Source organism: Microbacterium sp. 22215 (assembly GCF_052045655.1).
In the GTDB taxonomy this organism is placed as follows: Bacteria; Actinomycetota; Actinomycetes; order Actinomycetales; family Microbacteriaceae; genus Microbacterium; species Microbacterium phyllosphaerae.
This window is the reverse complement of sequence record NZ_JBQEPC010000002.1, coordinates 288,687-301,172: the sequence shown is the minus strand read 5'-3', so window position 1 is coordinate 301,172 and position 12,486 is coordinate 288,687. Positions and strand designations below refer to the sequence as shown.

The following is a 12,486-nucleotide window of genomic DNA, read 5'->3' as shown; positions in this document are numbered from 1 at the left end:
CGGGTCGGATACGTGCGCCGGAGCGCTCGCGTGTCCTCCTCGCCCGCGGCGTCAGCCAGTATTCTGGGCAAATGGCGACGCTGTTCTACGGAGCATCCGATGTTCCGATCCATATCGACGATCGCGCGCTCGCGCACCTGAAGATCGTCATCGCGACGAAGCTCCGCAGGCAGGAGAGCTTCACCCTCTCCTGGCGTCACCCCGACGGTGAGCCCGGCGGCCGATCCACGATCTGGATCCACCCGTCCATCCCGCTCCGGTTCACCTTCGATGAGCCGGAGCAGCCTCAGCTGAACGCGAGATGGATCGAAGACCTCATGCAGTCGGTCAACTCCACGGGCGGAATCCAGCTGATCGACGAGGTCATCGACGCGCCCACGCCATGATCGCGCGGCCCCGTGATCGCTCGGCCACGCGATCAGCAGCGGTGCGCCGGAGATCCGTGGTTCCTGCTCAGCCGGCCCACTCGATCAGGATCAATCCCTGCCGGGTGTCGGCGAACTTCACCCAGCCGTCGCCGAAGAGGTAGGTCATGCCGTACCCGTCGTCATCGGTGCCCATCGAGTACTGCGGGTTCTCGGTGATGTAGATGCCGTCAGGGCCGTCTTCACGCGTCCACCCCTCCTTCAGCAGCGAGGACTGCGCGCTGCTCGCATCCTCAGCGGAGATCTCGGACCACCCGTAGAGCTGCCCGTGATCGGAGGCGACGGTGTAGTCGGCCCAGAAGCAGAGCAGCCCGTCGGGGAGGGTCACGTCACCGATGACGAACTCCTTCTCCTCGAAGGTCCATCCCTCGTCCGTGAGGACCTTCACCGTGCCCGCCGAGACGATGGTGTCGCACGTCGGTGCCACCGGTGTCGCGGGAGGCTGCGTCGCAACGGGCTCAGCGGTCGCCGTGGGGGACGGTTTCGGGGCGGCCGGCGTGGGGCTCGACTCCGTCTCCGGGGAGCCAGCGCAGGACGTCAGCGCTGCGGTCAGCAGCAGGGCCGCGAATGCGGCGGAGGATCTGCGGTTCATGATCGGGGCCTTCCTCAGCCGTGGAGCAGTTCGAGCAGTGCGCTGTGGAGCACGCCGTTGCTCGCGAGTGTCGAGCGGTCCGAGATCGTCTCGGTGCCGTCGAAACCGGTGAAGCGCCCTCCGGCTTCGCGCACGATCGGCACGGCGGCTGCGACGTCGTATTCCTTGACGCCGAACTCGGCGACCATGTCGATGCGTCCCTCGGCGAGCAGCATGTATGCGTAGACGTCGCCATATGCTCGATCACGCCACACGCGGTCGGCGAGCTTCAGGAGCTGCTCGAGGTGGCCGGACTCCGCCCACTGGGTGATGCTCTGGAAGCTCACGCTGGCGTCGTCGAGCGACGACACGGCGGATGCCCGGATGCGGCGGGGCTCGGCATCCGTCGCCGTCCACGCCCCTGCCCCTGCCGCCGCCCACCAGCGACGGCCGAGTGCCGGCATGCTGACGACCCCGACCTGCGGGACGCCGTCGATGGCGAGTGCGATCATGGTGCCCCACAGGGGCACCCCGCGGAGGAAGTTCGCCGTGCCGTCGATGGGGTCGATGATCCACTGGCGATGAGTGCTGCCCTGTGCGCCGAACTCCTCGCCGAAGATCCCGTCGTCGGGGCGCTCCGAGGCGAGGATCTCGCGGATCGCCCGCTCGGTGGCGAGGTCGGCGTCGGTGACATGCGAGTGGTCGGCCTTGGTCGAGACCTCGAGATCGGGGCTGTCGAAACGGGGCAGAGACTGCGCATCTGCGGCATCGGCGAGTCGAAGGGCCAGTTCGAGGTCGCGAGCGAGTTCTTCGGCGCTGGGGGAGGCGGTCACGCTCTTAGGATAACCGCCCGCGGTGAGGCCTCAGAGAAGGGCGGACACGGGGCGACACGCGCGGCGGACGCGATGTGCCCGCCTCGATTTCGCACCGGCGCCATCGGCTGGTAATGTAATTCCTCGGCCGGGGGTTTCCCGGGCCACGCACCTCTAGCTCAATCGGCAGAGCAACTGACTCTTAATCAGTGGGTTCTCGGTTCAAGTCCGAGGGGGTGCACGGATCAGCCTCGATGACTCTCGCCAGTCATCGGGGCTTTTTCGCATCCGCGGCGATGCCGCCGAGATCAGTATCCGTGCGCTAGCTTGATGCAAACGCTAAGGGGATGGCGATGCGGATACTGGTGGCGAGGTTCGTCGTCGTGGCGGTCGCGGCCGCTGTCGGGATCGGGGTCAGCGGCTGTTCGGCGGCCGCAGAGAAGACCGTAGATTACACGACGTCGTCCGTGAGTCTCGCGCCCGGCGAATCTCTCGTGGTCGACTTCGGCGAGGTGAATCACACGGTCGGTGACGAATGGGTGATCACCCAGGAGCCGGACCCGTCCGTCCTGGGGCCGGGAGACGAGCGCTCCCGCTACCTTGGAGAGAATGGCGAAGCGGGCGCTCCGAGCGAGCTTTCGTATCGCTTCGCTCCCGTCGGCACCGGCACGACGGTGATCCGGTTCGAATACGAGTTCCGCGGCTCGGTGCCTGAGGACGTGAATGATCGGGAGACCGCGGAGATCACCGTCACCGTGAAGTAGCCGATTCAGGCGACGGCGATGACCTCGCCACCGGTGAGCAGTCTCAGGCTGTCGAACGTCAGCGGCATGACCGTGTGCGGGTGGCCTGCGGCGGCCCAGATGACGTCGCACTCCCTGAGGTCTTCGTCGATGTAGGTGCGCAATCGCGACGGGTGGCCCACCGGCGCGACACCGCCGATCGCCTGTCCCGTTGCCTCGCGGACGACGGATGCCGGGGCCATGGCGACAGTGGCTGCGCCGATGCTTCGGGCGAGAGCCCCGAGATCCGCTCTGTGGCACCCACTCGTCATAACGAGTACCGGCGCCCCGTCAGCCACGAAGACGAGACTGTTCGCGATCGCCGCGACGTCGCATCCGATCGCGGCTGCGGCTTCGGGAGCCGTGCGGGCGGAGTCGGGGAGGACGCGGATCTCTGCCTCGACGCCCGCGTCCGCAAGGTGCCGCTGGACGAGTCTGCTGCGTTCGGGGAGGTCGCTCATGGCCCCACGGTACCGAACGCAGCAGACTCGCGGATCACGCGGCGTCGCCGAGCAGGATCGCTTCGGCGTCTTCGATCGCGGCATCCTCGGGCTCATCATCGATGTGCGAGAGGACCTTCCGGCCGAGGAAGACCGTGAGAGCCGCGATGAGGACGGCGACCGCCGCGACGACGTAGGGGATCGTGGCGTTGAATGCGTGCCAGAGGGCTGCGGCGAGGGGCGGAGCGATCGCGCCGCCGAGGAATCGCACCGAGGAGTATGCCGACGATGCGACCGAGCGAGGCAGGTCGGTGGCTTCCATGACCGCTTCCGTGAGGACGGTGTTCATGATGCCGAGGAGCAGCCCGCCGATGACGATGCAGACGACCAGGGCGGTCGCGGATTCGACCAGGATCCCGGCGACGATCAGATCGACCGCGAGCAACGGCAGCACGGTGAGGATGACGCTCGTGCGTGACATCCGACGCATCAGCAGCGGAGCGACCCACACGCTGGTGATGGCGAGAGCCAGGCCCCATCCGAAGAACGTGAATCCGATGCCCATCGCGCCGAAGCCGAGCGGGAACGGAGAGAAGGCCAGGAGGATGAAGAACCCGATGTTGTAGAAGAACGCGGCGATCGCGAGGATCGCGAGTGCGGGGCGACCGAGTGCCTTGAAGGGAGCCGAGAACGGCACGGGGGAGCGCTTCTCACCCGGACCACGCAGAAGCACGAGCACCGCGAGGAAGGCGATCGCCATCAGCACCACCACGCCGAAGAAGGGCGCACGCCAGCTCTGCTCGCCGAGGAGACCGCCGAGGAGCGGACCGATGGCGATGCCGAGGCCGAGGGCGGCCTCATAGAGGATGATCGCGGCAGAGCTGCCGCCCGACGCAGCCCCGACGATGGTGGCGAGGGCTGTGGAGATGAACAGGGCGTTGCCGAGCCCCCAGCCGGCGCGGAATCCGATCACGGCATCGACGCTGCCGCTGAGCGCGCAGAACAGAGCGAACACCACGATGAGCGCGAGCCCGATCAACAGCGTCTTCTTCGCCCCGATGCGCGATGAGATCCAGCTGGTGACGAGCATGGCGAGTCCGGTGACCGCGAGGTAGCTCGTGAACAGCAGTTCCGTCTCGAACGGGCTCGCCTGGAGCGACTCGGCGATGGCGGGAAGGATCGGATCGACCAGACCGATGCCCATGAAGGCGACGACGCACGCGAAGGCGACGGCCCACACTTGTGCCGGCTGTTTCCACACTGAGGTGGTGGGGGTGCTCACTCTGATGCTCCTGTCGAGTCGTTTTCGGTGTGCGCTGCGAGGATCTCCGCAGCGCGGGTGAGGATGCTCCACTCGTCATCGTCGAGGCCGGCGAAGCGGGGAGTCAGGATGTCGCGGAACTCCGCGCGCCAGGCCTTGAGCGCTGCGGAGCCGTCTGCGGTGATCGCCACGGCGATCGCTCGCGAATCCTCCGCGACGGGGGAGCGGAGCACGAGGCTCTCGCGCTCCAGGTTGCCGATCAACCGGGTCATGCCCGGCTGCGTGGTGCGCGCGGCGGCGGCGAGCTCGCCCACTCTCTTCGGACCCGACTGCTCGAGCAGATTCAACACCCGCCACTGCGCGGCGGGTGCGTCGTTTCCGGCATCCTGGGCGGCTATCCGCCCCAGGGCGTACCCGGAGAGTACGAGTGAGGGGATGACATCCTGACGTTGCATACCATCAAGTATATACCTGTTGGTATGTAGTGTCGTCGTCAGCGCCTGGCGCCGGCGATCCGTGCGGAGAGCTGGTGCGCGTGGGCCAGGAGAGTCCTCCCGAGGTCCGCGATCCGGTCGGGGCCGAATCGGAAGCCGACGCCCGTCAGGCTCAGCGCCCACTCGGGGCGGCCCGACCGGTCGAACACCGCTGCCCCCAGTCCCCAGCTGCCTTCGACGATGAGGCCGGGGTTGACGGCGTACCCTCGCTCTTTGGTCTCGGCGAGGCGGGCGCGCAGCGGGCGCTCTCCGTGGGGGCGACCCCAGGTGGCCTCGAGGTCCGGATGTCTCTCCAGATAGGCGTCCACATCGTGGTCAGGAAGGAAGGAGAGGATCGCGAGGCCGGCGCTCGCGACTCCGAGAGGGAACCGCACCCCCTCACTCAGGACGAAAGAGCGTATGGGGAACGAGCCCTCTTCGCGCAGCAGGCAGACGGTCTCATCCGCGCGTCGCACGGAGAGGAACGCGCTCTCCTCGGTCTTGACCGCGAGTGAGCGCACGATATCGCGGGCCAGTGCTGTCACGTCGTATCGCGCGGCTGCCACGGTGCCCATCAGGAAGAGTTCCGGCCCCGGCATCCACTTTGTGTTCTCGGCGTCGCGGTCGACGAGGCCCTCTGCTCGCAGTGCCGACAGGAGTCGATGGGTCGTCGATCGTGACAGATCCGCAGAACGGGCGAGGTCTTGCAGCGAGGCGCCGTCGGGGCCGCTCGCGGTCACCAGCCTCAGGAGCGAGGCGGCCCGCGCGATGGCCTGGGTGCCGGGGATGCTACGGGGGGCGGATTCCATAATGTGGACGCTACGTCGTGAAGCGTCCACATCGCAAGAGTTGCCTTCCGATGAGGGTCCGTGCGGGCGGATGCTGGAGCCAGGCACGTCTTCGAAGGGGCACGCGTGATCGACAAACAGTGGGAATCGGCAGCTGAGGCTGTCGCGGACATCGCGGACGGATCGTCTCTGGCGGTGGGCGGGTTCGGTCTCTCCGGCAACCCGATCGCGCTGATCGAGGCACTCCTCGCGCAGGGGACGCGCGACCTCAGCATCGTGAGCAACAACTGCGGGGTGGATGACTGGGGGCTGGGGGTTCTGCTCGCTGCCCGCCGCATCCGGAAGATGACGTCGTCGTACGTCGGCGAGAACAAGGAGTTCGAACGTCAGTTCCTGTCGGGGGAGCTCGAGCTGGAGCTCACGCCCCAGGGGACGCTGGCCGAGAAGCTCCGAGCCGGCGGATCGGGGATCGCCGCCTTCTTCACGCAGACCGGAGTGGGCACGCAGGTCGCCGAGGGCGGGCTTCCCCGACGCTACAACCCGGACGGCACGATCGCCGTGTCATCCCCTCCGAAAGACGTGCGGACCTTCGAGACCGACGGAGAGCCGCGTGACTACGTGCTCGAAGAGGCGATCACGACCGATTTCGCGCTCGTGCACGCTCTGGCCGGTGACAGGCACGGCAACCTCATCTTCAACAAGGCCGCCAGGAACTTCAACCCTCTGGCCGCCATGGCCGGACGGATCTGCATCGCGCAGGTCGAGCAGATGGTCGAACCCGGCGAGCTGGACCCGGATCGCGTGCACCTTCCGGGCGTCTTCGTGCACCGGATCGTCGAGGTGGGTGGCGATATCCCGAAGCGCATCGAGCGGCGCACGGTCGCAGCGGAAGGAGCCTGAGATGGCACTCACACGTGACGAGATGGCGGCCCGTGCGGCCGCCGAACTGCAGGACGGGTCGTACGTCAACCTCGGGATCGGACTGCCGACGCTCGTGCCGAATCACGTGCCGCCCGGTGTGACGGTGGTGCTCCAGTCGGAGAACGGGATCCTGGGTGTGGGGCCGTATCCTCACGAGGATGCCGTGGACCCCGACCTCATCAACGCGGGCAAGGAGACCGTCACCGTCCTTCCCGGAGCGGCGTTCTTCGATTCGGCACTGAGCTTCGGGATGATCCGCGGCGGCAAGATCGACGCCGCGATCCTCGGGGCCATGCAGGTGTCGGCGGCGGGCGACCTCGCGAACTGGATGATCCCGGGGAAGATGGTGAAAGGTCCCGGAGGCGCGATGGACCTCGTGCACGGCGCGGCCCGCGTGATCGTGCTCATGGAGCACGTGGCCAAGGACGGCTCGGCGAAGATCGTCGATGAGTGCTCCCTTCCGCTCACCGGGAGAGGAGTGGTGGATCGGATCATCACCGACATCGCGGTGATCGACGTCACGCCGGAAGGGCTGGTGCTCGTCGAGCTCGCACCGGGCGTGACCGTGGAGCAGGTCGTGGCAGCCACCGAACCGCCGCTCATCATCGCCGACGCGCTGCATCAGAGCTGAACGACAGGACAGGAACAGACATGACCGCACACGATCACAACGACCGCGAGGATGTCGTCATCGTCGCCGCCGCCCGCACTCCGCAGGGGCGGCTGAAGGGACAGCTCGCGAGCTTCACGGCGCCGCAGCTGGGCGCGTTCGCGATCCGCGGCGCCCTCGAGCAGGGGGGCGTCGACCCGGCCGATGTCGACGCGGTGATCGTCGGTCAGGTCCTCGCCGCGGGCTCGGGGCAGAACGCCGCACGCCAGGCGGCGATCGGTGCGGGGATCGGCTGGGAGGTGCCCGCTCACTCGGTGAACAAGGTCTGCCTCTCGGGGCTCACAGCGATCATCGACGCCGCGAGGATGATCCGCACGGGCGACGCGGAGGTCGTCGTCGCTGCAGGGATGGAGTCCATGACCCGCGCCCCTCACCTGCTGATGGGCTCTCGCGACGGCTGGACCTACGGATCCGTCGAGGTGCTCGACCACATGGCCTACGACGGCCTCACCGACGCGTACGACCGAGAGAGCATGGGTGCGTCCACGGAGCGCCACAACGCTCGGTATGAGCTGACCAGACAGGCGCAGGATGCCGTGGCGGCGCTGTCTCACCAGCGGGCGGCTGCCGCGCAGACGGCCGGGGTGTTCGACGACGAGATCGTCGCGGTCTCGGTGCCCCAGCGCAGAGGCGAAGACCTCAGGGTGACAGCCGACGAGGGAATCCGGCCTGACACGACGGTGGAATCACTGGGTGGGCTTCGAGCGGCGTTCGCCGAGGGAGGATCGATCACCGCAGGGAACTCGTCGCAGATCTCGGACGGCGCCTCGGCAGTCGTCGTCACGACCCGCGAGGTTGCGGAGATTAAGGGCTGGCCGGTGCTGGTGACCATCGGGGCGAGCGGTCAGACGGCGGGGCCGGACAACTCGTTGCAGGCGCAGCCCGCGCGAGCCATCGAACGCGCGTGCGAGAAACAGGGGATCACCCCTGCAGATCTGGACCTTGTCGAGATCAACGAGGCATTCGGTGCAGTGGTGGCTCGGTCGCAGGTCGAACTGGGGTTGTCGAGCGAGATCGTCAACATCCATGGCGGTGGCATCGCGATCGGTCACCCGATCGGAGCATCCGGCACCCGTCTCGTGGTCCATGCGGCACACGAGCTCGCGCGCCGGGGCAGGGGTACGGCCGCGGTCGGGCTGTGCGGCGGCGGCGGCCAAGGGGAGGCGCTGATTCTCACCCGCTGATCGCCGCGCCGGCGTCAGCGCTTCGAGGGCGTGAAGTCCCGGGGGTTCTTCTTCGCTTCCTTCTCGAAGGCCCTCTGCTGCTTCGCATAGACGGGGGAGTCGGGCGACACCGGGCGTCCCTGCCTGGCGCGCCGAGTGTCGATGACGGCGCCGATGGCGAGGGCGAGGCTGATGCCCCAGCTCAACCACGCGAGGGCGGATCGCCAGGTGATCTTCGTCTCGCGGGAACCGCGGAGCAGGGTGACCCCGGTCATGATCGCGCCGATGAGTCCGGTACCCGAGAGGTAGTTCATGCCCTCACGCTACCCGGCATCGGCCGTGCCGCGCCCAGCCTTGACAACCCGGTGCGGGTTCTGTCAGGAGCGGACATGGTGAGAGCCACGCGTCGCGCGCTCGTCCGACCGCGTCATGCACGACGGTCCGCAGATGCCCAGGCGTCGCCGGAGCCGGCGCGGTATCATGGGGGTGTCGCGGCTGGCCCGCGGCCGCAATCCGTGTATCTACCGGCCGCCGGCTTCCCGGCGGACAGCGGCGGCACCCGACCCGGCGCCCTCCGGGCGCGCGAGAGCCATGACGCACGCAACGACACCCACACCTCAGCACCATCCCCAGAATCCGACGCCGGAGGGGCCAGGTCTCCTCCGTATCGCGGGGCTACCGTATTTCCTCATCGCCTTCGTCGCCCGGCTCCCGTTCGCGATGATGGTCGTCGGCGTCCTGACGGTCGTCGTCTCGGCGCGAGGCTCTCTCTCGCTCGGAGGACTCACCTCCGCGGCCGTCGGCCTCGGAACAGCCTGCTTCGGGCCCCTGCTCGGCGCGGCTGCCGACCGCTTCGGACAGCGCACCGTTCTGCTGATCCTCGCGATCGCCAACGGCGCGATGCTCGTGCTGTTCACCGTCGTCGTCTACGCGGGTGCCGCTGACGCGCTCGTCCTCATCTCCGCCTTCGGCATCGGGGCCACCGCGCCTCAGGTCGCACCCATGTCGCGCTCCCGGCTCGTGACGATGATCACCGACCGGATGCCCGAGGCCGTGCGCAGCCGCACTCTCTCCGGCACCATGGCATACGAGTCGGCGGCCGATGAGACCGTGTTCGTCTTCGGACCCTTCATCGTGGGCATCCTGGCTTCCGCCCTGTCACCGTGGGCGCCTCTCGTGGGCGCAGCCGTGCTCACCGTCGTGTTCGTCGGCGCGTTCGCGCTGCACCCGAGCGCGCGTGCCGTCTCCGTGCATCGCGACAGCTCCGGTCGCGCACCGTCGTCGGTCTCCGAGCTGTTCGCGCCGAAGGTCCTGATCGTCGTCGTCGGCATCCTCGGCGTGGGGATGTTCTTCGGCACGATGCTGACCTCGCTGACGTCGTTCATGGCCGACCGCGGCGCACCCGAGCAGGCAGGCCTGCTGTACGGGGTGATGGGCGTCGGATCTGCGATCCTCGCGCTCGGCGTCGCGTGGCTTCCGGCGAGGTTCTCGCTGCGGGCGCGGTGGCTGGTGTTCTCCGGCATCCTGCTCTCCGGCAGCGTGCTGCTCCTGTTCGTCGACTCGCCGGCCATGATGATGGTGGCGCTGGCGATCATGGGCATCGGCATCGGACCGACCCTCGTCACGCAGTACAGCTTCGGCGCGGCTCGGAGCCCGCTCGGGCGCTCGGCGACAGTCATGACGATGCTCGGCTCGGGCATCGTCGTGGGACAGTCGCTCGGCGCGGCCGTCGCCGGAGAGCTCGCCGAGAACGTCGGAACGGGCAGCGCTCTGATCCTTCCGATCCTCGCCGCGGCGGTAGCGTTCGCCGCGGGGCTTGTCAACTGGCGACTGAGCATCCCCGGACGTCGCGTAGCCTCGACCTGAGCCTCTGTAGCCTGAGGAGCACCACCACTGCAGCGTCAGGAGCCCCCACCCATGTCAGACGCAGATTTCGTCGTCGTCGCCAATCGACTTCCCGTCGACCGCGTCGTGGGACCCGATGGCGGCGAAGAATGGCGCACGTCGCCCGGCGGTCTGGTCGCCGCCCTCGAGCCCATGATGCGCAGCGCGCGCGGTGCGTGGGTCGGGTGGCCCGGCCAGCCGGATGTGGAGCTCGACCCGTTCGAGATCAACGGCATCGATCTCGTTCCGGTGCCGCTCAGTGCCGAAGAGGTGGCCGACTACTACGAGGGCTTCGCCAACGACACGATCTGGCCGCTGTACCACGATGTGATCGCGCCGCCGCAGTACCACCGCGAGTGGTGGGAGGCGTACGTCAAGGTGAACCGACGCTTCGCCGAGGCCGCCGCGGCGGTCGCGGCGCCGAACGGCACGGTCTGGGTGCACGACTACCAGCTGCAGCTGGTGCCTCAGATGATCCGTGAGCTGCGGTCCGACGTGACGATCGGTTACTTCCACCACATCCCGTTCCCCGCACACGGACTGTACGCGCAGCTGCCCTGGCGCGATCAGGTGCTCCGAGGACTCCTGGGCGCCGACGTGATCGGATTCCAGCGCGCGCAGGATGCCACGTACTTCCTGACAGCCGTGCGCCGTCGGCTGCGTCATGACGTCAAGGGCTCGGCGGTCACGATCCCGACCGACGACGGCGGCACCCGCACCGCGGTGGCCCGCGCCTTCCCGATCTCGATCGACACGGCGCCGTACCTCGAGCTCGCTGCCCGCCCCGATGTGCGCGCGCGGGCGGCCGAGATCAGGGAGAGCCTCGGCAACCCGAAGAAGATCCTGCTCGGGGTCGACCGACTCGACTACACCAAGGGGATCCGGCATCGGATCAAGGCGTACGGCGAGCTGCTCGAGGACGGTCAGCTGAGCGTCGAGGACGTCACGTTCGTCCAGGTCGCGAGCCCCAGCCGTGAGCGCGTCGACGCGTATGTGCACCTCCGTGACGAGATCGAACTCGCCGTCGGGCGCATCAACGGCGACCACGACACGATGGGCCACACGGCGATCCGATACCTGCATCAGGGATACCCGCGCGAGGAGATGGTCGCGCTGTACCTCGCCGCCGACGTCATGCTGGTCACCGCGCTTCGCGACGGTATGAATCTCGTCGCGAAGGAGTACGTCGCCACTCGCGCCGACAACCGTGGAGTGCTCGTGCTGAGCGAGTTCACCGGCGCGGCGGACGAGCTGCGCCAGGCCGTGCGGGTGAATCCGCACGACATCGCCGGCCTGAAGGACGCCATCATGACGGCCGTGTCGATGACGCCTTCGGAGCAGGGGAAGCGGATGCGGTCGCTGCGACGCCGCGTGCTCGAGAACGACGTGAACGCGTGGTCGTCGTCATTCCTCCGAGCCCTCGACGAGGTCCGCAAGCGCTGATCACGGCGGTCATACTGGGAGGGAACCCGCCTCGATTGGAGACCCCGTGACCCGCACCTGGACCCCCGGAACCGCTGACGCGGCGCTGAGCGCCATCGCCGCGACCCCGAGACTGGTCGTCGCCCTCGACTTCGACGGCACGGCGTCGCCGCTCGTTCCGGACCCCATGGCCGCGCGCGCCCTTCCCGAGGTCGCGGCACAGGTCGCCCGCCTCGCGGCTCTTCCCGACACGGTCGTCGCGTACGTCTCAGGTCGGAGCATGCACGATCTCCGCGAGATCACCGAGCACACCGATGACTCGCCCATCGCCCTGGCCGGTTCGCACGGGGCCCAGTACTGGTACCCCGGCATCGGGGATGCGGACGCCACCGGAGCCGACACGGCCGAGGGCGACCGCGAAGAACTGTGGGCGGCGGCACGCCCGATCATCGATCGTCACGAGGGTGCGGAGTTCGAGCCGAAGACCTTCGGAATGGGCGTGCACACCCGCACGGCCACGCGCGAGGTCGAGAAGGAGGTCTTCGCCGAGATCGACGCTCTCGTGGCCGAGCGCTTCCCGCATTGGCGCCGGCGCGCAGGGCACCGCGTTCTCGAGTTCTCATCGAGGAACGAAGGCAAGGATGCGGCGATGGCTGCTCTTCGCGAGCACTTCGACGCCACCGGAATCCTGTTCGCCGGCGATGACGTCACGGATGAGGACGCGATGCGTGTTCTCGGCGACGACGATCTCGGGGTCCGAGTGGGCCCGGGGGAAAGCGCCGCCGTACTCCGTGTGGAGAATCCACAAGAGATGGCTCAGCTTCTGGAGGCGCTCGCGGACGAGCGCACCTCTCAGCGGGAATAGACTTCCGTC

At 68.1% G+C, this 12,486-nt stretch carries 15 protein-coding genes and 1 tRNA gene; 9 read left to right on the top strand and 7 right to left on the bottom strand.

The genetic code is table 11. The features are described from left to right. The first annotated feature begins 71 nt into the window (after positions 1-71). A complete protein-coding gene (locus tag ACTJKH_RS04735) occupies positions 72-386 on the top strand; it encodes a DUF7882 family protein (protein ID WP_210097739.1) in 315 nt (104 codons plus the stop codon). Between the two features lie 67 nt (positions 387-453). Here the strand turns inward: ACTJKH_RS04735 and ACTJKH_RS04730 are convergent, their stop codons facing one another. Next, positions 454-1,017, bottom strand: coding sequence for a hypothetical protein (locus ACTJKH_RS04730; protein ID WP_440735949.1), 564 nt, complete (start codon positions 1,015-1,017; stop codon positions 454-456). A gap of 14 nt (positions 1,018-1,031) precedes the next feature. Beyond that, positions 1,032-1,829, bottom strand: a complete 798-nt coding sequence (hisN, locus tag ACTJKH_RS04725) for a histidinol-phosphatase (protein ID WP_440735948.1) — start codon at positions 1,827-1,829, stop codon at positions 1,032-1,034. Positions 1,830-1,976: 147 nt separating this feature from the next. Between hisN and ACTJKH_RS04720 the strand changes: the two genes are divergently transcribed. Together ACTJKH_RS04720 and ACTJKH_RS04715 are read left to right on the top strand one after the other, a co-directional pair. After that, positions 1,977-2,049: transfer RNA gene (locus ACTJKH_RS04720), tRNA-Lys, on the top strand. Between the two features lie 106 nt (positions 2,050-2,155). After that, positions 2,156-2,572 carry a hypothetical protein gene (locus ACTJKH_RS04715; protein WP_440735947.1) on the top strand — a complete coding sequence of 139 codons (417 nt, stop codon included), beginning with the start codon at positions 2,156-2,158 and terminating at the stop codon, positions 2,570-2,572. 5 nt (positions 2,573-2,577) lie between these two features. Here ACTJKH_RS04715 and ACTJKH_RS04710 read toward each other — a convergent pair whose 3' ends face one another. Genes ACTJKH_RS04710 through ACTJKH_RS04695 form a run of 4 tightly spaced genes read right to left on the bottom strand, consistent with a single transcriptional unit; the run spans position 2,578 to position 5,573 of the window. Then, the gene (locus tag ACTJKH_RS04710; protein WP_440735946.1) at positions 2,578-3,051 is read right to left on the bottom strand and encodes a YbaK/EbsC family protein; all 474 of its coding nucleotides are present in this window, start codon (positions 3,049-3,051) and stop codon (positions 2,578-2,580) included. 34 nt (positions 3,052-3,085) lie between these two features. Next, positions 3,086-4,312: an MFS transporter gene (locus ACTJKH_RS04705; RefSeq protein WP_440735945.1), complete on the bottom strand. Its 1,227-nt coding sequence runs from the start codon at positions 4,310-4,312 to the stop codon at positions 3,086-3,088. Beyond that, positions 4,309-4,746 carry a MarR family winged helix-turn-helix transcriptional regulator gene (locus ACTJKH_RS04700; RefSeq protein WP_210097745.1) on the bottom strand — a complete coding sequence of 146 codons (438 nt, stop codon included), beginning with the start codon at positions 4,744-4,746 and terminating at the stop codon, positions 4,309-4,311. Before ACTJKH_RS04700 ends, ACTJKH_RS04705 begins: the two co-directional genes overlap by 4 nt. 38 nt (positions 4,747-4,784) lie before the next feature. After that, positions 4,785-5,573, bottom strand: coding sequence for an IclR family transcriptional regulator (locus ACTJKH_RS04695; RefSeq protein ID WP_440735944.1), 789 nt, complete (start codon positions 5,571-5,573; stop codon positions 4,785-4,787). A 105-nt stretch (positions 5,574-5,678) separates the two neighbouring features. On the opposite strand from ACTJKH_RS04695, the gene ACTJKH_RS04690 reads away from it, so the two are divergent. Genes ACTJKH_RS04690 through ACTJKH_RS04680 form a run of 3 tightly spaced genes read left to right on the top strand, consistent with a single transcriptional unit; the run spans position 5,679 to position 8,327 of the window. Beyond that, entirely contained in the window at positions 5,679-6,452 is a 774-nt protein-coding gene (locus ACTJKH_RS04690; protein WP_440735943.1) for a CoA transferase subunit A, read from the top strand. A gap of 1 nt (position 6,453) precedes the next feature. Beyond that, the gene (locus ACTJKH_RS04685) at positions 6,454-7,104 is read left to right on the top strand and encodes a CoA transferase subunit B (protein WP_440735942.1); all 651 of its coding nucleotides are present in this window, start codon (positions 6,454-6,456) and stop codon (positions 7,102-7,104) included. Positions 7,105-7,124: 20 nt separating this feature from the next. Further along, complete coding sequence (locus ACTJKH_RS04680) at positions 7,125-8,327, top strand: acetyl-CoA C-acetyltransferase (RefSeq protein ID WP_440735941.1); 1,203 nt, start codon at positions 7,125-7,127, stop codon at positions 8,325-8,327. 14 nt (positions 8,328-8,341) lie between these two features. On the opposite strand, the gene ACTJKH_RS04675 is transcribed toward ACTJKH_RS04680, so the two are convergent. After that, positions 8,342-8,620, bottom strand: coding sequence for a hypothetical protein (locus tag ACTJKH_RS04675; protein WP_440735940.1), 279 nt, complete (start codon positions 8,618-8,620; stop codon positions 8,342-8,344). A 277-nt stretch (positions 8,621-8,897) separates the two neighbouring features. On the opposite strand from ACTJKH_RS04675, the gene ACTJKH_RS04670 reads away from it, so the two are divergent. From ACTJKH_RS04670 to otsB, 3 genes are read left to right on the top strand one after another with little or no spacing between them, the layout of a single operon-like run. Then, complete coding sequence (locus ACTJKH_RS04670; protein WP_440735939.1) at positions 8,898-10,172, top strand: MFS transporter; 1,275 nt, start codon at positions 8,898-8,900, stop codon at positions 10,170-10,172. A gap of 51 nt (positions 10,173-10,223) precedes the next feature. Next, positions 10,224-11,633: an alpha,alpha-trehalose-phosphate synthase (UDP-forming) gene (locus tag ACTJKH_RS04665; RefSeq protein ID WP_210097752.1), complete on the top strand. Its 1,410-nt coding sequence runs from the start codon at positions 10,224-10,226 to the stop codon at positions 11,631-11,633. 46 nt (positions 11,634-11,679) lie between these two features. Beyond that, complete coding sequence (otsB, locus tag ACTJKH_RS04660) at positions 11,680-12,477, top strand: trehalose-phosphatase (protein ID WP_210097753.1); 798 nt, start codon at positions 11,680-11,682, stop codon at positions 12,475-12,477. The last annotated feature ends 9 nt before the right edge of the window (positions 12,478-12,486 follow it).